Origin of the sequence: Saccharomonospora sp. CUA-673, assembly GCF_001942305.1 — a bacterium.
Lineage (GTDB): Bacteria > Actinomycetota > Actinomycetes > Mycobacteriales > Pseudonocardiaceae > Prauserella.
Genome location: NZ_MKKE01000085.1, coordinates 86924 through 106814 on the forward strand (window position 1 = coordinate 86924; position 19891 = coordinate 106814).

Sequence of the window (19891 nt, forward strand, 5' to 3'; positions counted from 1 at the left end):
ATGTACGAGCTGTCGCGGGTGCGCCTGCACTCCGTGGGTCCGTCCGGTGCGCGGTACCAGGACGTCGTCCTGGACTTCTCCGGCGTCGGCGACGTCGTCACCGCGCCCCAGCAGGACGCGTTGTTCGGCGCGGGCATCCACCCTGCCGACGGTGGCGGGCCGCCGCGGCGGCCGTCCCCGGCGAGCGTGCTGTTCCTCGAGAACGGCGGCGGCAAGTCGGTGCTGATCAAGCTGATCTTCTCGGTGATGCTGCCGGGCAGGCGGCAGGTCGTGGGCACGACGAACACGCGGGTGTTGGAGAAGTTCGTCGGTGCCAAGGACGTCGCGCACGTGGCGCTCGAATGGCAGCACGTCGAGTCCGGGCAGCGGCTGATCACCGGCAAGGCCTCGGAATGGCGTGGGCACGTGGCGTCCTCGGACCCGGCCAACCTCGTCGACTCCTGGTACTGCTTCCGCCCGTCCGACGAGGTCGGGCTGGACACGTTGCCGTTGACCGAGGAGGGCCGGCTGCGCACGATGTCCGGCTTCCACGACCGGATGACGTCGCTGCACGCCGAGATCCCCGAGCTGCAGCTGTTCTGGACCCGCCGGCACCACGAGTGGACCGAGCGGCTCGACCAGCTGGGCCTGGACACCGAGCTGTTCCGGTACCAGCGGGCGATGAACGCCGGCGAGGGCGAGGCCGCGGACGCGTTCGCGTTCAACACCGACGACGCGTTCGTCGAGTTCCTGCTGCGCGCGGTGATCACCGAGGAGGAGCCGAAGGACCTGGCCGACGTCGTCGCCACGTACGCCGACAACCTGGCCCAGCGCGGCGAGCTGATGACCGAACGGGACTTCGTCGCCGGCGCGCTCGAGGCGCTGACCCCGTTGATCGACGAGGAACGGTTCGCCGCCGCGGCGCGCACGGTCGCGGACTCGGCGCGCGCGGAGCTCGCCGCGTTGGCCGGGGAGGTCGCGGCGCGCGACGCCGCGGAGACCGAGCGGCTGGACACGCTGAACGCCCACGTGTCCGAGGTCGCCGACGCCGAACGGCTCGCCGAGGGCGACCTGCGGCGCAAGCAGGCCGTGCTGACCGAACTGCGCCGGCTCGTCGCCGTGATGCTGCGGGACGAGGCCGAGGCGGAGCGGGAACGGGTCGACGCGGAGCTGGCAGAGGCGAAGACGGCGGCCGAGGCGTGGCGCGAGACGGGCACGGTGCTGACCCAGCTCGGCGCGGCCCGCAAGGCGGCCGACATCCGTGAGTTGGTCGGGAGCCGCGAGGAGAAGGCGCGGCCCGCGCTGGAGGCGAAGAACGCTGCCGCGACCGCGTTCGCCCGCGGGCTGCTCGGCCTGGCGCGGGACGCCGCCGAGCAGGCCGAGGAGGCCGAGCAGCGCGCAGCGGCGCTGCGGACCGACGCCGAGGACGCCCAGCGCGAGCGGGACGAGGCGACGTCGGCCGCGGCGGGCCGGCGCGCGGAAGCCGACGGGTTGGCGACGCGCATCGAGGAGGTGCGGGCCGAGGTCGCGCAGGCCACCGCCGACGGTCTGCTGGACTCCGGCGCCGACGTCGCCGATGCGGCGCGTGCGGCCGCGACCCGCGGCGAGGAGGCGGCCGGGGAACTGGCGCGGCGCGAGGGCGAACTCGAACGTGTCGCCGAGGACCTGTCCGCCGCCCAGACGGCCGCCGCCGACTCGCAGCGCGCCGCCGCCGGCGCCGGGACCGCGCGGAACGGGCCACCGAGGAGCTGACGCGCGCGCACCGGCGTACGGACGCGTTGGCCGCGGAACCGCGGTTGGCGGAACTGCTCGGCACCGACACGGCCACCCTGGAGACCGACACCCCGGCGCTGCTGGACCGGCTCGCGGACGCGCGCGGGGAGGCCGAGCGGGAACAGACCGTCTTGCGGATGGAGGAGTCGCGCGACGAGCGCGCCCTGGGGGCGCTGGGCTCCGGCGGACTGCTGCCGCCGCCCGAGGAGGTGCAGGCCGCGCTCGACGTCCTCGAGGACGCGGGTGTGACGGCGTGGTCCGGCTGGCGCTATCTGTCCACACTGGACGCTGCAACGCGGGCCGACGCCGTGCAGCGGGCACCGCAGCTCGTGGCCGGCGTGCTGCTCAACGAGCCGGCGCAGCTCGACCGGGCGCGCGAGATCCTGACCGAGCACCGGCTGCTGCCGGGCGCGGCCATCGCCGTCGGGACCACGTCCTCGCTGGCCGACCGCCACCTGGACGGGGCGCCCGGTGTGGCGTTCCTCGTCCCGCCCAACCCGGCGATGTACGACGAGGACGCCGCCGACGCCGAACGCGAGGCGATCAGCCGCAGGCAGCACGACCGGCAGCGCCGCCTCGCCGAGCTCGAGGAGGCGATCGGCCGGGACGCCTCGCTGACGTGGAAGCTGACCACGTGGCGCGAGGACTACCCGCCCGGCAGCATCGCGGTGCTCGCCGAACGCGCCCAGGAGGCCGAGACGGCGCGGACGGCGGCCGAGGAGGCCGTCACCGAGGCCGAGCAGGCCGCCGCGCGGCTCACCGACAAGCGCGACGACCTGCGCGAACGGGTGCCCGCGCTCCGGGCGGAGGCACGCGACGCCGAGAACGCGGCGCGTACCCTCACCGAACTCGCCGGCCGCGCCGCCCGGTTGCCGCAGTGGACCGAGGAGACCGAGCGGGCCCGGGAGGCCGCGGCGCTCGCCGAGGAACGCGCCTCGGCGGCCGCGGGGGAGGCGGCCCGGCTGCGGGAGCAGGCCGCCGAACACCAACGCACCGCCGACGGGCACCGCCGCACCGCCTCGAGCGCCCGCGGTGAACTGGCCGAGGTGCCGGGCGGCGGGTCGGTCTCGCTCGACGGGCCGGATGCCGAGCCGGTGCCCGCCGAACCGGTCGACGCGCTGCGGCGCGCGTTCACCTCGGCCTCGGAGGCCTACGCCCGCGTCGAGGTCGGCGGCGATCTGCGTGCCGAGCTCGAACAGGCCGAGGCCGCCGAATCGGCCGCGCGGGCCGCGCTGGAGAACGTCGACGAGGCGGTCCGGATGCGCGCCGCCGAACTGCTGGAAACCCCCGACGGGTCCGACGCCTCGGCCCGCGCCGCCGCACAGGCCCGCGCGGCACGGGCGGTGGAGACCCTCGAGGCCGAACGGACCGACGTGATCGGCCGGCTCGCCACCCGCCGCGCCGAACTCGACCAGCTGCCTGCCCCGTCCGGTCCGCTCGACACCGTGGAGCGCCCGCGCGACGTCGACCACGGACGCGAGCTCATCGAGGAGGCCGCCGACGAGGTGGCCGCGGCCACCCGGGCCGTCGAGGAGCTGCGCGAGTCCCGCGCCGCCGCGCAGGGCACGCTCGACACCGCGACCCAGAGCGCCTCGGGCTTCCGCATGCTCGCCGACTCGCTCGCCGCGCACACGGCCAAGGGGGCGGACCCCCGGGACACCGCGGATCCCTTCGCCGGTGACGTCGAGGAGGCACAACAGAGGGCGACCGAGCTGACCGGCCGGCTCACCTCGGCACAGCAGCAGGTCGACGAGGCGGCCACGCGCGTGCGCGCCGCGGCCGACGCGCTCGCGCAGTACGCCACCGAGAAGCGGTTCGAGAAGCTGGACACGCCCGTGCGCCAGCAGGTGATCTCGGTGCGCCGCGACAGCCTGCCCGAGCACGCGCAGGAGTGGGCGCAGGCGCTGCGGCCCCGCCTGCGGACCCTGACCGACGACCTCGCGCAGATCGACCGGCACCGCACCGGCATCGTCACGCGCCTGCAGAGCATGGTCGAGGGCGCGATCCGCACCCTGCGCTCGGCGCAGCGGGTCTCGCGCCTGCCCGACGGGCTCGGCGACTGGTCGGGGCAGGAGTTCCTGCGCATCCGGTTCACCGAGCTCGACGACGCCGACCTGGCCGCTGCGCTCGGCGAGGTCGTCGACGAGGCCGCCGTCGGCAAGTCCGCCGACGGCCGCGACGTCAAACGGGACGGGCTCTCGCTCGTGCTGCGCGGCGTGCGGGCGGCCGCGCCGAAGGGCTTCCGCGTGGACATGCTGAAACCGGACTCGGTGCTGCGCACCGAACGTCAACGGGTCTCGGAGATCCGCGACGTGTTCTCCGGCGGCCAGCAGCTCACCGCGGCGATCATCCTGTACTGCACGCTCGCCGCACTGCGGGCCAACAACCGCGGCCGGATGCGCAACCCGCACTCGGGCGTGCTGTTCCTCGACAACCCGATCGGCCGCGCGTCGGCGGGGTACCTGCTCGAGCTGCAGCGCGCCGTCGCCAGGGCTCTCGGCGTGCAGCTGATCTACACGACGGGCCTGTTCGACGCGGGTGCCCTGGCCGAGTTCCCGTTGATCGTGCGGCTGCGCAACGACGCCGATCTGCGCGCGGGCCGCAAGTACCTCTCGGTCGACGCCACGATGCGCAAGGAACTCGAGACGCTCCCGGACCCCGACGGCACCGCCCGCCTGACTTCCACCCGCGTCTACGCGAAACAGGACGCCTGAGGCCGCGACGATCTTGACCGATTTCTGCATGCTTCAAGGTGCGCGACGTCTCGCCCGGGGTACCCGGGTATGGCCTGGTCGCCACGCTAGGGTGTGGACGTCCCAACGACGTGGAAGCCGGCACGTAAAGCCGGGTCGAAGAACTGTGAGGAGAGAGCAGAAGTGACGGTTCGCGTAGGCGTCAACGGCTTCGGCCGGATCGGCCGCAACTTCTTCCGTGCCGCCGCAGCCAGCGGCCAGGACATCGAGGTGGTGGCTTTCAACGACCTCGGTGACCTCTCCACGATGGCGCACCTGCTCAAGTACGACAGCGTGCTCGGTCGCTACCCCGAGGAGGTCACCACCTCCGACGAGGGCATCGTCGTGGGCGGCAAGACCATCAAGGCCCTCGCCGAGCGCGACCCGGCCAAGCTGCCGTGGGGCGACCTGGGCGTCGACGTGGTCGTCGAGTCCACCGGGTTCTTCACCAACGCCGACGACGCCAAGGCCCACCTCGCGGGCGGTGCCAAGAAGGTCATCATCTCCGCCCCGGCCAAGGGCGAGGACCTGACGGTCGTGCTGGGTGCCAACGACAACCTGTACGACGGGTCGCAGAACATCATCTCGAACGCCTCGTGCACGACGAACTGCCTCGCGCCGCTGGCGAAGGTGCTGCACGACGAGTTCGGCATCGAGAAGGGTCTGATGACCACGACCCACGCCTACACCGCCGACCAGAACCTGCAGGACGGCCCGCACAAGGACCCGCGCCGTGCCCGCGGTGCCGCGCTGAACGTCGTGCCGACCTCGACCGGCGCCGCCAAGGCCATCGGCCTCGTGCTGCCCGAGCTCAACGGCAAGCTCGACGGCTACTCGCTGCGCGTGCCCGTGCCGACCGGCTCGATCACCGACCTCACCGTGAACCTCACCAAGAAGGCCACGATCGAGGAGATCAACGCCGCCTACAAGGCCGCCGCCGAGGGCCCGCTCAAGGGCGTCCTGCGCTACAGCGAGGACCCGATCGTCTCGTCCGACATCGTCAACGACCCCGCCTCGTGCATCTACGACGCGCCGCTGACGAAGGTCATCGACGACCAGGTCAAGGTGTTCGGCTGGTACGACAACGAGTGGGGCTACTCCAACCGCCTCGTCGACCTGGCCACGCTCGTCGGCTCCAAGCTGTCCTGATCGATGACCGTTCAGACACTCGACGACCTCATCGCCGACGGGGGAGTCGCGGGTCGGTACGTGCTGGTCCGCTCGGACCTGAACGTTCCGCTCGACGGCTCGGTCATCACCGACGACGGCCGGGTGCGCGCCGCGCTGCCGACCATCACGCGGCTCGCCGAGGCGGGCGCGCGGGTGGTCGTCACCGCGCACCTGGGCCGGCCCAAGGGCGAACCCGACGAGAAGTACTCGCTGCGTCCGGTCGCCGCGCGGCTCGGTGAGCTGCTCGGCCGGACCGTGCCGCTCGCCGGCGACGTCGTGGGCCCCGGGGCCGCCGACGTCACCGCCGGGCTGGCCGACGGCCAGGTCGCCATGCTGGAGAACGTGCGCTTCGACGCCCGCGAGACCAGCAAGGACGCCGACGAACGCGGCGCGCTGGCCCGCGAGCTGGCCGCTCTCGTCGGCCCGGACGCGGCGTTCGTGTCCGACGGCTTCGGCGTCGTGCACCGCAAGCAGGCGTCGGTCTACGACGTGGCCCGCGAACTGCCCGCCTACGCGGGCGGACTGGTGCTGGCCGAGCTCGAGGTGCTGCGCACGCTCACCGGCGACCCGAAGCGGCCCTACGCGGTCGTGCTCGGCGGCTCCAAGGTCTCCGACAAGCTCGCCGTGATCGAGGCCCTGCTGCCGAAGGTCGACCGGCTCGTCGTCGGCGGCGGCATGTGCTTCACGTTCCTGGCCGCACAGGGCCACGGTGTCGGCAGCTCGCTGCTCGAGACCGACATGGTCGACACGTGCCGGCGGCTGCTCGCCGAGGCCGGGGACAAGCTGCTGCTGCCCGTCGACGTCGTCGCGGCCGACCGGTTCGCCGCCGACGCCGCCACCCGCACCGTGCCCGCCACGGCCATCGAGGACGGCTGGATGGGCCTCGACATCGGACCCGACTCGGTGCGGCTGTTCGCCGACGCCGTCGGCTCCGCAGGCACCGTGTTCTGGAACGGCCCGATGGGCGTGTTCGAGATGGAGCCCTTCGCGGGCGGCACCCGCGGGGTCGCCCGGTCCATCGCCGACGGGGACGGCTTCAGCGTCGTCGGCGGCGGCGACTCGGCGGCCGCGGTGCGCGTGCTGGGCCTGCCCGAGGACGGTTTCTCGCACATCTCCACCGGCGGCGGCGCCTCGTTGGAATACCTGGAAGGCAAGGACCTGCCCGGCGTGGCGGTGCTCGACCAGGGAGCAGCATGAGCACCCGCAAGCCGCTTGTCGCCGGCAACTGGCTGTGTTCAATCCCCAGGGGGAGCTCCGCTCCACCCCGGACCCCCCTCGAAGAAGAGCGTGAGGTGCGTGCGTGAGTAGTCGAAAGCCCCTGGTGGCCGGCAACTGGAAGATGAATCTGAACCACCTCGAGGCGATCGCCCTGGTGCAGAAGATCGCGTTCTCGTTGCCGGAGAAGTACTACGCCAAGGTCGACGTGGCGGTCATCCCGCCGTTCACCGACATCCGGAGCGTGCAGACCCTGGTCGACGGGGACAAACTCCTGCTCACCTACGGCGGGCAGGACCTGTCCCAGCACGCCTCGGGCGCTACACCGGCGAGGTGTCCGGCGCGATGCTCGCCAAGCTCGGCTGCACCTACGTGGTCGTCGGCCACTCGGAGCGGCGCGAGTACCACGCCGAGACCGACGAGGTCGTGGGCAAGAAGGTGCGGGCGGCGCTGAAGAACGAGCTCACGCCGATCCTGTGCGTCGGCGAGGGCCTCGAGGTCCGCGAGGCCGGTGGGCACATCCAGCACACCACCGACCAGCTGATCGCGGCGCTCAAGGGCCTCAAGGTCGATCAGGTCGCGAACCTCGTCGTCGCCTACGAGCCCGTGTGGGCCATCGGCACCGGCCGGGTCGCGACGCCGGCCGACGCCGAGGAGGTGTGCGCCGCGCTGCGCTCGGCGCTGACCGAGAAGTACGGCGCCGAGGTCGGCGACGCCACGCGGATCCTCTACGGTGGATCGGTGAAGTCGGGCAACATCTCCGAGCTGGTGGCGTGTGAGAACGTGGACGGTGCCCTGGTGGGCGGGGCCAGCCTCGACGGCGACGAGTTCACCAAACTCTGCGCCATGGCCGCCGGAGGCCCGCTACCCTGATCGCGTGTGGCACCCGCTACTCTGGGTGCCCTCGCCACTCGCAGTAGACAGAGGATGACATGCAACTGTTCCTGCAAATTCTGTTGGTCGTGACCAGCCTCCTGCTGATCATCGCCGTCTTGCTGCACCGCGGTCGCGGTGGGGGACTGTCGTCCTTGTTCGGTGGCGGGATGCAGGCCAGCCTGGCCGGGTCGAGCCGTGCGGAGTCGAACCTGGACAAGGTCACCGTCGGTCTCGGCCTCGTGTGGCTCATCGCGATCATCGGGCTCGGCCTGTTCCTGAAGATCTGATCGATCGCGTGCGTGAGCACGCCGGGATTCTGGTGGGTGAGATGTGATGGTGGGCGGTAACGCGATCCGCGGGATGCGAATCGGGGCCTCTGGTCCGTCCAGCGAGTCCGAGCGCGGCGAGACCGCACCCCGGCACGTCGTGTCGTACTGGTGCGCCAACGGCCACGAGGCACGGCTGTCGTTCGCGCTGGACGCCGAGATCCCCGACGAGTGGGACTGCCCCAAGTGCGGCCTTCCCGGCGGCAAGGACCAGCAGAACCCGCCGTCGGCGGGCCGGTCCGAGCCGTTCAAGTCGCACCTGGAGTACGTCAAGGAACGGCGCAGCGACGAGGACGGCGAAGCCCTCCTCGAGGAGGCGCTGGAGCGGCTGCGCCAGCGCCGCGGCGGTGTGTGACACCGCTGCCTGATTGACAACACGAGTGATGCTCCGCGGGACCTTCTCCTGCGGAGCATCGCTCGTTTCGTGCCCCTGGTTCGTGGAGCGCCCAGTTCGTGGAGCTCGGTTGGCCGAGAGGTCTCAGGTGTGCATGCCGGACATCGGGTAGCGGGCGGTCACGCAGAACCCGCCGTCGGCCGTCGGTGACGACTCGAGCGTGCCGCCCAACAGCCGGGCGCGTTCGGCCAGGCCGGTGAGGCCGTACCCGCCCGAGGGAAGGGGACCGTCGCCCGGACGCCGCGCGGGCGGCTCGTTGCGGATCTGCACGAACAGCCCCGTATCGTCGGAGTGCACCGTGACCTGGGTGTCGGCCCCGGGCGCGTGCTTGCGCACGTTCGTCAACGCCTCCTGGACGGTGCGGTACGCCGCCGCCGAGACCTGGTCCGGGACGAACTCCGGCATCGTGTCGAACTCCAGACGCACGGGCACCTGGCATTCGCGCACCAGCTCGGGGATCTGACATACCCGTGCCGACGGGCTGTCGGAGCAGTCGTCGTCGGCGGATTCGGAGCGCAGCAGTCCCACGAGGCCGCGCAGCTCCTCGAGCGTCTGCGTGCTCAGCTCGCGGATCGTGTGGGCGCTGCGGGCGGCTTCGGCCTCGGCGCCACTACCCGACCCGTTGCCGGAACCACTGCCCGAACCGTTGGCCGACGTCTGGGCCGTGAGCACGCCGGCCTGCATGGCGATGAGCGTGATGTTGTGCGAGACGACGTCGTGCATCTCCCTGGCCAGCCGGGTGCGTTCCTCCGCCCGGACCATCTCGGCGTGCAGTTTGCGTTCCCGGTCCCGGCTCGCACGCAGCTCGGCCAGCCGTGTGGCCAGCTCGTGCCGTGCGCCGATGAGCAGGCCGATGGCGAGCGGCATGCCCGCGACGACCGTGCTGTAGATGACGTCGAGGCCGTGCTGTTGCCATGACAGTGCCGCGAACTTGTCCAGAGGCCAGAGCACGAACCGGCACATCCACACCAACCATGCGCCGACCCACACCTGCCAGTGCAGCTGCTTGCGGGTTGCGAGGAAACCGAGGGCCACCATCGCCGCGACCTGGGCCCAGCCGGCCATGAACCCGGGGATGGTCAGCAGCAGCACCGCGAACGGGAACCAGCGCCGCAGCAGCAGCGCGGCACAGCCGAGGATCGACAGGTACAGCGAGTACGGCGGGGCGTCCGACGGGGGAGCGAGTGCCACGTCCAGGACCGCGATGGTCAGCACCGCGACGTCGACAGCCGCGCTGCGCACGGCTGGCCGGCTCCACACGGACGTGAGCGAGTGTTTGACGGTGGCCTGCGTATGCCGCATGCGGTCGGCAGCGGTGCGCGAGCGCGGGCCCTGAACCGAGACATCCGGGAGCACTGTGCCCTCTGTGGTCATGGTTGAGACCTCTCGTCTTGTGGACCCCACCATGAGAGGACATCTTGCCCCGAAGTGTCTCCGAATTCGGGAAAAAGTGTGCGGTTGTTAACGCACCGCGCATGAAATTTTCGTATGGGAACACCCGGTCGTGGTTACCGTGCGCGCACGACCGGGTACCGGGCTGTACGTGCTGTGACCAGGCGGGTCAGGGCAGATCGGCCGCCGCGGCCGTGTCGAGCAGCCACAGCGTGCCGGCCGTTCCCCGGGCACCCGCGACGGGCAGCTCGACCTCACCCGCGCCGCGGTGCGCCCGGCCGACCGCCTCGGCCTTCGCGGCACCGGCGGTGACCAACCAGACCTGCCGCGCGCGCCGCAGCGCCGGCAACGTCAACGACACCCGGGTCGGCGGCGGCTTGGGGCAGTCCCGCACGGCCACGACCGACCGCTGCGTCTCGTGGGCGGCCGGCGTGTGCGGGAAGATCGACGCCGTGTGGCCCTCGCCGCCCAGTCCGAGCATCAGCACGTCGAACTCGGGCACGGCGCCGGCTCCGCCACCGGCGCCGGCTCGTTCGGCGAGGATGCGCGCGTACGCCTCGGCGGCGGCGTCCGGGTCGTCGCCGAACTCGCCGTCGGACGGCGCCATCGCGTGCACCCGCGCGGGGTCGACCGGGACGTGGTCGAGCAGCGCCTCCCGGGCCTGCTTCTCGTTGCGCTCCTGGTCGTCGGCGGGCACGAACCGCTCGTCACCCCAGTAGACGTCCAGCCGCGACCAGTCGACGGCGTCGCGGGCGGGGGAGCGGCGCACCTGCTCGAGCAGGGCGATGCCGGTGCCGCCGCCGGTCAGCACCACCGACGCCGAGCCGCGGGCCGCCTGCGCGTCCGCCAGCGCCGTGATGAGCCGCGCGGCCGTCGCCGCAGCCAGCACGTCGGCGTCGGGATGGACGACCGTCGCGACGGGTGCCTCGGTGCCGGAGGTGCTCATGACTCGGTTCTCCTCGCCTTCGTCGCCGTGGTTTTCGTCGCCGCGGTCTTCTTCGAGGCCGTCTTCTTCTTCGGGGCCGTCTTCTTCGCGGTCGCCTTGGTGGTGCCCGACTGCGCGGTGTCTGCCTTGGTGCTGTCCGCCTTGGCCGCACTCGACGTGGCCGTACTGCGCCGCGTGCCGGCGAGCTTGGTGAGCCCCTTCAACGCGGCCTCGTAGATCTCGTCCGGGTCGAGCCTGCGCAACTCCTCGATGAGGCAGTCGCGCGTGTCACGCCGCTGCAGCGACACCCGCCGCGTCGGCTGGCCCGGCTGTGTGAGCGTGCCGGTGCGGCCGTCGGGCCGGTCGATCGAGATCGGCCCGGACGGCCGCTCCAACGTCACCGACACGATGCCCTGCGCACTGGTCGTCTTGGAGCGTTTGACCGGGACTCCCAGGTACTCGGCCAGCCACCCGGCGAGCAGCTCCGTCGACGGCGAGTCCGGCTTACCGGTCACCGTCGCGCCGGTGACCCGCTCGTACGGCGGCAGGTCCAGCGCGCCCGCCAGCTGGGCACGCCATTCCGTCAACCTCGTCCACGCCAGGTCCGTGTCGCCGTCGGCGTAGGTCTTGGCCCGGGACTGCAGCGACCGGATCGGGTTCTTCTCCGCCGCCGAGTCGGTGATCCGCCGCTGCGCGAGCTTGCCCAGCGCGTCCTTGCTCGGCGACTTCGGCCCGTTACCCGGCCACCACGTCACGATCGGCGCGTCCGGCAACAGCAGCGGCACGACGGCGCTCTGGCCCTGGTTCGCCAGCGCACCGTACAGCCGCAGCACCACGACCTCGCTGGCACCGGCGTCACCGCCCACCCGGATCTGCCCGTCGATCCGCGGCGCGGCCGTGCGCGCACCCTTGGCCACCACGATCACCCGCGACGGATGCTCCCGGCTCGCCTCGTTGGCCGCGTAGATCGCGTCCTCGAGCTGGTCGTCGTCCTCCGCCACGATCACGAGCGTCAGGACCCGGCCCAACGCCACCGCACCGCCCCGCTCGCGGAGCTCGACGATCTTCTTGTTCAACTGCGACGTCGTCGTCGACGGCAAGTCAATGATCACGGCCGCCTCCAGTGTTCTGCGGGACACCCGCACCCGGTCGGCGTCCGTGGTCGGGGCTGCGCAAAGTGTCGATCACGGCCGCCTCCAGTGGCGTCCTGCGCGCTCCAGCATCCGGTCCGCCGACTCCGGCCCCCAGCTGCCCGGCAGATAGGCTCGGGGACGCCGCGCTCGGCCCAGTGCCGCAACACCGGGTCGAGGATCTTCCACGACAGTTCGACCTCCTCGTTCACCGGGAACAGCGACGGCTCACCGAGCAACACGTCGAGGATCAACCGCTCGTAGGCCTCCGGTGAGCTCTCCGTGAACGAGTGTCCGTAGCCGAAGTCCATCGTGACGTCGCGGACCTCCATGGTCGTGCCGGGCACCTTCGACCCGAACCGCATCGTCACGCCCTCATCGGGCTGCACGCGGATGACCAGGCGTTCTCGCCGAGCTCGTCGGTGGAGGTGGAGTCGAACGGCAGATGCGGTGCCCGCTTGAACACCACGGCGATCTCCGTGACCCGCCTGCCGAGCCGCTTGCCGGTGCGCAGGTAGAACGGCACGCCCGCCCAGCGGCGGTTCTGCACCTCCAGCGTCACCGCGGCGTAGGTCTCGGTGGTCGACTCCTTCGCGAAACCGGCCTCCTGCGCCAGCCCCGGTACCTTGGTGCCGCCCTGCCAGCCGCCCGAGTACTGCCCGGCCGCGGTCGTCTCGTCGAACGGGCCGACCGCCTTCGTCGCGCCCAGCACCTTCACCTTCTCGGCCCGCAGTGCACCCGGTTCGAACGAGACCGGTTCCTCCATCGCCGTCAGCGCCAACAGCTGCAGCAGGTGGTTCTGGATGACGTCGCGGGCGGCGCCGATGCCGTCGTAATAGGCGGCGCGGCCACCGAGCCCGATGTCCTCGGCCATCGTGATCTGCACGTGGTCCACGTAGTGCGCGTTCCACAGCGGTTCGAACAGCTGGTTCGCGAACCGCAACGCCAGGATGTTCTGCACCGTCTCCTTGCCGAGGTAGTGGTCGATGCGGAACACCGACTCCTCGGGGAAGACCTGGTTCACCACGCCGTTGAGCTCCTGGGCGCTCGCGAGATCGTGCCCGAACGGCTTCTCGATCACCACGCGTCGCCACGTGCTGTCGTCGGCGTCGGCGAGGCCCGAGCGCGAGAGCTGCTTGCTGACGATGGGGAACGCCCACGGCGGGATCGACAGGTAGAAGGCCGTGTTGCCGCCCGTGCCGCGTTCGGTGTCGAGTTCGCGCACCGTGGCCGCGAGCCGGTCGAAGGCGTCGTCGTCGTCGAACGTGCCCTGCACGAAGCGGATGCCTTCCGCGAGCCGGTTCCACACCGACTCGCGGAACGGCGTGCGCGCGTTCTCGGCCACCGCGTCGTGCACGAGCTCACCGAAGTCCTGGTGCTCCCACTCGCGGCGGGCGAACCCGACCAGGGAGAACCCCGGCGGCAGCAGACCGCGGTGCGCCAGGTCGTAGATCGCGGGCATCAGCTTCTTGCGGGACAGATCGCCCGTGACGCCGAAGATGACCATGCTCGACGGCCCCGCGATGCGCGGCAGGCGCTTGTCCCTGGGGTCGCGGAGCGGGTTGGTCCAGCTACGCGTCATCGAGTGATCTCCTGTACCGCGCGCATCACCTCGGCCAGGCCGGCGGCCCGGTCGGTCAGGTGCAGCCGCAGGACCGGCCTGCCCCGGTCGACGAGCACCTGCCCGTCGCCCAGCGCCTGCGCCAACTGCAGTGTGCCCAGCGAATACGGACGGTCCGGCACCGGCAGGTCCTCCTCGGATTCACCCGTGATCTGCAGGAACACTCCGTTCTGGTGCCCGCCCTTGTGGTACTGGCCGGTCGAGTGCAGGAACCGCGGTCCCCAGCCGAACGTGGTCTGCACGTCGGTGCGGCGGGCCAGTTCGGAACGCAGCAGCGACGCGGACGCGTCGTCGAGCCGGTCCAGATACGCCTGCACGGACAGGTAACCGCCGGCCGGCACGGTCGCGACGAACTCCCGCAGGATGTCGGCCAGCAATCCGTCGCCGCTCGTGCCGGTCGAGGCGTGCACCTCGACCGTGCCGGTGACGGTCGACGGCGTCGCCGCGGCGCCGCTCGCGTCCGGCTCGTCCAGCAGCGACCGGGCGGCCTTCTTCGCGGCCTCCACGTCGGGCTGGTCGAACGGGTTGATGCCCAGCAGTCGGCCGGCGATCGCGACCGCCGACTCCCACAGCAGGAACTGCGCGCCGAGTGGTCCGTCCACGGCGATGCGGGCGCCGGCGGCCGGCGGTCCGACGGCGACGGTCGTCGCGTCACCCGCCGCCGGGGCCTCGCCGGCGAAGCCGGGCGCGTCCGGACCCTCGACGACGACGGGCAGCAGGCCGGTGCCCTCCTTGCCCGTCGACTCGGCGATCAGCTGCTCGGCCCAGTCGCCGAAACCCGCGGCCTCGGACCCGGTGTCGGCGAGGACGAGCTTCTCGCGCCGTCGGCGTGAGCGGCGGCGAACGCCGCGCCCAGCGTCAGCGCCGGGTTGTCGGCCGCATCGGTCGCCACCGCGTCGGCGACGAACGCTGCCTGGTCCAGCAGCCGCGCCACGTCGGCACCGGCCAGGCCCGCCGGCACGAGCCCGAACGCGGTCAGGGCCGAGTAGCGCCCGCCCACGTTCGGATCGGCAGGAAGACCTTGCGGCACTGCTCGAGCTCGGCCAGCGGCGAACCCGGGTCGGTGACCACGACGATCCGCCGCGCCGGGTCGATGCCCTCGGCCTCGAAGGCCGCGGCGAACACCCGGCGGTGGCTGTCGGTCTCCACCGTCGTGCCCGATTTGGACGACACCACGAGCACCGTGCGGTCGAGATCGCCCGTGAGCGCGTCCGCCACCTGCGCCGGGTCCGTCGTGTCCAGCACCGTCAGCGGCACGCCCGCGGACGCGGTGATGACCTCGGGCGCGAGCGACGATCCGCCCATGCCCGCCAGCACCACGCGGTCGATGCCCTCGGAGCGCAGATCGGTGCGCAGCGCCTCGATCTCGCCGATGAGCGGACGCGACGTGCGGTGCAGGGTCGTCCACGCCAGGCGGATCGAGGCCTCCGCCTCGGCGTCCGGACCCCACAGCGTGGCGTCCTGCGCGGCGAGCCTGCCCGCCACGCCGTCGGAGACGAGGGCGTCGATCAGTGGAGCGGCGGCGTCGGCGAGTGCGGGGTCGAGCTCGACCCCGATCTGGTCGGCCCCCATCCCCGGATCAGCCTTCGCCTTGGCGAGCTGCCGCGAGACGGTCTCGAGCAGCTCGGACCACGACGTGTCGAACTTGTCCACGCCCTCGGTCTCGAGCGTGGTGAACACGTCGGCCACGTCGATGCCGACGCCGGCGAGCGAGTCGAACACCTCCTGGGCCTGCTCGGCGGTGCCGCTGACCGTGTCGCCGGTGACGTTCGCGTGATCGGCGGAGGCGTCCAGAGTGGACTCCGGCATCGTGTTGACCGTGTTCGCCACGACGAGCCCGTCGACGTAGCGGGTGTCGGAGTAGTCCGGGTTCTTCACGCCCGTCGATGCCCACAGTGGACGCTGGACGTTCGCGCCGTCGGCCTGCAGTGCCTCCCACCGCGGCGAGGAGAAGCGCTCCTCGTAGGCGGCGTAGGCCAACTGGGCGTTGGCGATCGCGGCCCGGCCGCGCAGCGCGAGCGCCTCGGCGGTGCCGATCGTCTCGAGCCGCTTGTCGATCTCGCTGTCCACACGGGACACGAAGAACGAGGCGACCGAGTGGATCGACGAGAGGTCGTGCCCGTTCGCCTTCGCCTGCTCCAGGCCGGCGATGTAGGCGTCGATGACCGCCTTGTAGCGCTCGACCGAGAAGATCAGCGTGACGTTCACGCTGATGCCCTCGGCGAGGGTGCGGGTGATGGCCGGCAGGCCCTCCTCGGTCGCCGGGATCTTCACCAGCAGGTTGGGCCGGTCGACCGTCTTCCACAGATCGGCGGCCTCGGCGACGGTCTTGTCGGTGTCGCGGGCCAGGCCCGGGTCGACCTCGATCGACACGCGGCCGTCGACGCCGCCGGTGGCGGTGAAGACGTCGCGGAACAGGTCCGCGGCGTTGCGCACGTCGGTCGTGGTCAGTTCCCGCACGACCGCGTCGACGTCGGCGCCGCGGTCGGCCAGCTCCCGAACCTGCTCGTCGTAGGCCTCGCCGTCACCGAGGGCGTTGGCGAAGATCGTCGGGTTGGTCGTGACGCCGACGACGTGCTTGTCGCGGATCAGCTCGGCGAGGTTGCCCGAGTCGATCCGGTCCCGGGACAGGTCGTCGAGCCAGATCGACACGCCGGCCTGGGAGAGTGCTGCGAGATTGCTGCTCATGAGGCGATCTCCAATCCGGTCAGGAGTTCTTCTTGGTCAGCGCGCGGCGGGCCGCGGACACCACGGCCTCGGCGGTGAACCCGAACTCGCGGAACAGCGTCTTGTGGTCGGCGGAGGCGCCGAAGTGCTCGATCGAGACGATCTCGCCGGAGTCACCGACGAAACGGTGCCACGGCTGGGCGATGCCGGCCTCGACCGCGACCTTGGCCACACCGGTGGGCGGGACGACCGCGTCCCGGTAGGCCTGGTCCTGACGGTCGAACCACTCGACACACGGCATCGACACGACGCTCGTGGCGACACCGTCGGCCTCGAGCGCGGCCCGCGCCTCGACGGCGAGCTGCACCTCGGAGCCGGTCGCGATCAGCACGACCTCCGGGTTGCCGTTGGAGGCCTCGGCCAACACATAGCCGCCCTTGGCCACGCCCGCGGCGTCGGTGCCCTCGAGCACCGGCACGTTCTGTCGCGTCAGGGCCAGACCGGTCGGGTGCTCGTTGTCCTCGAGCGCGGCCTTCCATGCGGCGGCCGTCTCGTTGGCGTCGGCCGGTCGCGCCACGCTCAGGCCCGGGATCGCGCGCAGCGAGGCGAGCTGCTCGATCGGCTGGTGCGTCGGGCCGTCCTCGCCGAGACCGATCGAGTCGTGCGTCCAGACGTAGGTCACCGGCGCCTTCATCAGCGCGGCCAGGCGCACGGCCGGGCGCATGTAGTCGCTGAAGATCAGGAACGTCGCGCCGTACGGACGGGTGCCGCCGTGCAGGGCGATGCCGTTGAGGATCGAGCCCATCGCGTGCTCACGGACACCGAAGTGCAGGTTCCGGCCGTGCGGGTCCATCGTGAACATGTCCGTCGACGCGGCCTCGGGGCCGAACGACTTCGCGCCCTCGATGATCGTGTTGTTGCTCTCGGCCAGGTCGGCCGAACCGCCCCACACCTCGGGCAGCGCGTCGGCGATCGCGTTCAGCACCGCACCCGAGGCCTTGCGGGTGGCCATGCCCTTCTCGTCGGGCTCCCACGTCGGCAGGGCGTCGGCCCAGCCGGTGGGCAGGGTGCGGGTGCGCAGCCGCTCGGCGAGCTCGGCGCGCCGCGGGTTCTGCGCGGCCCACGCGTCGAACTGCTCCTGCCACTGGGCGCGGTCGCTCTTGGCGCGGTCGACGGCCTTGCGGGTGTGGGCCAGGACCTCGTCCTCGATGGGGAAGTCCTGGGCCGGGTCGAACCCGAGGGCGGTCTTGACGGCGGCGACCTCGTCGGCGCCCAGCGCGGCGCCGTGCGCCTTGCCGGTGTCCATCTTGGTCGGTGCCGGGTAGCCGATCACGGTGCGCAGCAGGATGAACGAGGGCTTGGTCGTCTCGGCCTTGGCGGCGGCGACGGCGTCCTCGAAGGCCACGACGTCCTCGCCGCCCTCGACGACCTGCACGTGCCAGCCGTAGGCCTCGTAGCGCTTGGCCGTGTCCTCCGACAGCGCGACGGCGGTGTCGTCCTCGATGGAGATCTTGTTGTCGTCGTAGATCACCACGAGGTTGCCGAGCTCCTGACGGCCCGCGATCGAGCTGGCCTCGGAGGTGACGCCCTCCTCGATGTCACCGTCGGAGGCGATCACGTAGACGTGGTGGTCGAACGGGCTTCGGCCGGCCGGGGTCTCGGGGTCGAGCAGGCCGCGCTCGCGGCGGGCGGCCATCGCCATGCCCACCGCGTTGGCGAGTCCCTGGCCGAGCGGGCCGGTGGTCGTCTCGACACCGGCGGTGTGGCTGTACTCCGGGTGGCCCGGGGTCCTCGAACCCCACTTGCGCAGCTGGCGCAGGTCCTCCATCTCCAGGCCGTACCCGGCGAGGAAGAGCTGGATGTACAGAGTCAGGCTCGAGTGACCCGCCGACAGGACGAAGCGGTCGCGCGCCGGCCACTCCGGGTCGGTCGGGTCGTGTCGCATGATGCGCTGGAACAGCGAGTAGGCGACCGGGGCGAGGCTCATGGCCGTGCCGGGGTGGCCGCTGCCACAATTCTCGACCGCGTCGGCGGCGAGCACGCGGGCCGTGTCCACTGCCCGGGTGTCGACGTCGGCCCAGTCGGCCGGGTAGTTCCGGCGCAGCAGTGGGTTGTTGTCCGCGGTCGAGGCGATTTCCGACACTAGAACTCGGCTCCTGAATCGTCTTTGGTTGAAGCTGGCCGTGCGGGGCGAGCGCGCCGGTGGTCCGGCCATCGGCGGCTGCCTCCGCGATCTTAATCGATCAGGGCGCGGGTACCACAGCGAACTGGCAGGTAACCCGTGGAACGTGACCGATGCCGCCAGCGTAGACCCGCGCGCTTCGGTGGTGCCTGGCGCGCCCACCGCGCGAGAGCCTCGCAGACGCCGGCGCCGTCACCACCGCGGCCCGGCCCCGCGCGCGTGTCGCACGCGCGCGGGCGCGCACGCGAGGGCACATAAGTCACGCCGGCGTCCGGGGGCGTGTGGAATGTGACGTGGACTTCGCACCCGGGGTGCCGTGCGCAGATGCGGAAAAGTCCTCTACTACCCTCTGTCAAGGAACCGGCCGACGAGCCGTCCGGCGCTCGCCGAGGACGTCTCCGGCCCGCAATCTGACGCAGGGAGCGACATGTCGTTGGTGCACGCTGCGCATTCGTCGCACGGGCGCAGTGCCAACACCAGCGCCGGGCACACCGCCGGTACACCTTCCGGTGAGCCCCCGGCTGGTGATCCGGGTGCTCGTCGCGGTGTTCGGCAGGCGATCGCCGCGTACTCCTCCCTGGCCAAGCCGCGTGTGATCGAGCTGCTGCTCGTCACCACCATCCCCGCGATGTTCCTCGCGGGTCGGTCGATCCCGGACCCGTGGCTGCTGCTGGCCACCCTCGTCGCGGCACGATGGCCGCCGGCAGCGCGAACGCGCTGAACTGCGTCGTCGACGCGGACATCGACAAGGTCATGAACCGCACGAAGACGCGTCCGCTCGTGCGCGACACCGTTCCGCGCAGGAACGCGCTGATCTTCGGTCTGGCGCTCGGCGTCGCGTCGTTCGCGTTGCTGTATTTCGCGGTGAATCTGCTCGCCGGGTTGCTCGCGATCGCGACGATCCTGTTCTACATCTTCGTCTACACCCTCGGCCTGAAGCGGCGTACGCCGCAGAACGTCGTCTGGGGCGGTGCCGCCGGGTGCATGCCCGTCGTCATCGGCTGGGCCGCGGTCACCGGCACCGTCGAATGGCCCGCGTTCGTCATGTTCGGCGTGATCTTCTTCTGGACGCCGCCGCACACGTGGGCGCTCGGCATGAAGTACCGCGAGGACTACGAGCGCGCGGGCGTCCCGATGCTGCCCGTGGTGGCCAGCACCGAGCACGTGGCCAAGCAGATCGTCATCTACTCGTGGGTGATGGTCGGTTGGACCCTGCTTCTCGTGCCCGCCACCAGCTGGCTCTACGCCGCGTTCGCCTGCCTGGCCGGCGCCTGGTTCCTGTTCTACGCCCACCGTCTGCATGCCGGCGCCAAGCGGGGCGAGGAGACCAAGCCGATGGCGCTGTTCCACCGCTCGAACACCTACCTGATGATCGTGTTCGTGGCGCTGGCGGTCGACTCGGCCATCGGCCTGCCGGTCCTGGTCTGACGGCCTCGGCGCCCGGCACGGCGCCGCTCGGGTTAACCACCGCGGGTCCGGGGAATTCATCGGCGTCGTCGATCGTTGGAC

General features: G+C 71.6%; 8 protein-coding genes and 6 pseudogenes. 7 read left to right on the forward strand and 7 right to left on the reverse strand.

The window, feature by feature from the left end:
• From BJF85_RS25905 to BJF85_RS25930, 6 genes and pseudogenes are all read left to right on the forward strand, one after another.
• Positions 1-4466, forward strand: a pseudogene (locus BJF85_RS25905) (hypothetical protein).
• A 162-nt stretch (positions 4467-4628) separates the two neighbouring features.
• The gene (gene gap / locus BJF85_RS25910; protein WP_075850511.1) at positions 4629-5633 is read left to right on the forward strand and encodes a type I glyceraldehyde-3-phosphate dehydrogenase; all 1005 of its coding nucleotides are present in this window, start codon (positions 4629-4631) and stop codon (positions 5631-5633) included.
• Positions 5634-5636: 3 nt separating this feature from the next.
• Entirely contained in the window at positions 5637-6851 is a 1215-nt protein-coding gene (gene pgk / locus BJF85_RS25915) for a phosphoglycerate kinase (RefSeq protein ID WP_075850512.1), read from the forward strand.
• Between the two features lie 142 nt (positions 6852-6993).
• Positions 6994-7742, forward strand: a pseudogene (tpiA, locus tag BJF85_RS25920) (triose-phosphate isomerase).
• A 59-nt stretch (positions 7743-7801) separates the two neighbouring features.
• Positions 7802-8032 (forward strand): preprotein translocase subunit SecG, encoded by a 231-nt coding sequence (gene secG, locus BJF85_RS25925; RefSeq protein ID WP_075850513.1) that lies wholly within the window; start codon positions 7802-7804, stop codon positions 8030-8032.
• A gap of 46 nt (positions 8033-8078) precedes the next feature.
• Positions 8079-8426: an RNA polymerase-binding protein RbpA gene (locus BJF85_RS25930; protein WP_075850514.1), complete on the forward strand. Its 348-nt coding sequence runs from the start codon at positions 8079-8081 to the stop codon at positions 8424-8426.
• Between the two features lie 123 nt (positions 8427-8549).
• Here BJF85_RS25930 and BJF85_RS25935 read toward each other — a convergent pair whose 3' ends face one another.
• The 7 genes and pseudogenes from BJF85_RS25935 to tkt all read right to left on the reverse strand — a co-directional run bounded on the left by BJF85_RS25935 (position 8550) and on the right by tkt (position 18343).
• A complete protein-coding gene (locus tag BJF85_RS25935) occupies positions 8550-9839 on the reverse strand; it encodes a sensor histidine kinase (protein WP_075850515.1) in 1290 nt (429 codons plus the stop codon).
• A 187-nt stretch (positions 9840-10026) separates the two neighbouring features.
• Positions 10027-10803, reverse strand: a complete 777-nt coding sequence (pgl, locus tag BJF85_RS25940) for a 6-phosphogluconolactonase (protein ID WP_075850516.1) — start codon at positions 10801-10803, stop codon at positions 10027-10029.
• Positions 10800-11894: a glucose-6-phosphate dehydrogenase assembly protein OpcA gene (gene opcA, locus BJF85_RS25945; protein ID WP_075850570.1), complete on the reverse strand. Its 1095-nt coding sequence runs from the start codon at positions 11892-11894 to the stop codon at positions 10800-10802. The genes pgl and opcA overlap by 4 nt, the downstream gene beginning before the upstream one ends.
• A gap of 72 nt (positions 11895-11966) precedes the next feature.
• Positions 11967-13494, reverse strand: a pseudogene (gene zwf, locus BJF85_RS25950) (glucose-6-phosphate dehydrogenase).
• Positions 13491-15105 (reverse strand): annotated as a pseudogene (locus BJF85_RS25955) (glucose-6-phosphate isomerase). The pseudogenes zwf and BJF85_RS25955 overlap by 4 nt, the downstream one beginning before the upstream one ends.
• Before the next feature lie 12 nt (positions 15106-15117).
• Positions 15118-16221: pseudogene (tal, locus tag BJF85_RS25960) on the reverse strand (transaldolase); the annotation flags it as partial.
• 19 nt (positions 16222-16240) lie between these two features.
• A complete protein-coding gene (gene tkt / locus BJF85_RS25965) occupies positions 16241-18343 on the reverse strand; it encodes a transketolase (protein WP_075850517.1) in 2103 nt (700 codons plus the stop codon).
• Positions 18344-18809: 466 nt separating this feature from the next.
• Here tkt and BJF85_RS25970 point away from each other — a divergent pair.
• A pseudogene (locus tag BJF85_RS25970) lies at positions 18810-19810 on the forward strand (heme o synthase).
• Positions 19811-19891: the final 81 nt, after the last annotated feature.

Coding starts and splice junctions, on each gene's coding strand:
- BJF85_RS25930 (WP_075850514.1), top strand. CDS start 8,079: ATGGTGGGCGGTAACGCGATCCGCGGGATGCGAATCGGGGCCTCTGGT.
- secG (WP_075850513.1), top strand. CDS start 7,802: ATGCAACTGTTCCTGCAAATTCTGTTGGTCGTGACCAGCCTCCTGCTG.
- BJF85_RS25935 (WP_075850515.1), bottom strand. CDS start 9,839: ATGACCACAGAGGGCACAGTGCTCCCGGATGTCTCGGTTCAGGGCCCG.
- pgk (WP_075850512.1), top strand. CDS start 5,637: ATGACCGTTCAGACACTCGACGACCTCATCGCCGACGGGGGAGTCGCG.
- pgl (WP_075850516.1), bottom strand. CDS start 10,803: ATGAGCACCTCCGGCACCGAGGCACCCGTCGCGACGGTCGTCCATCCC.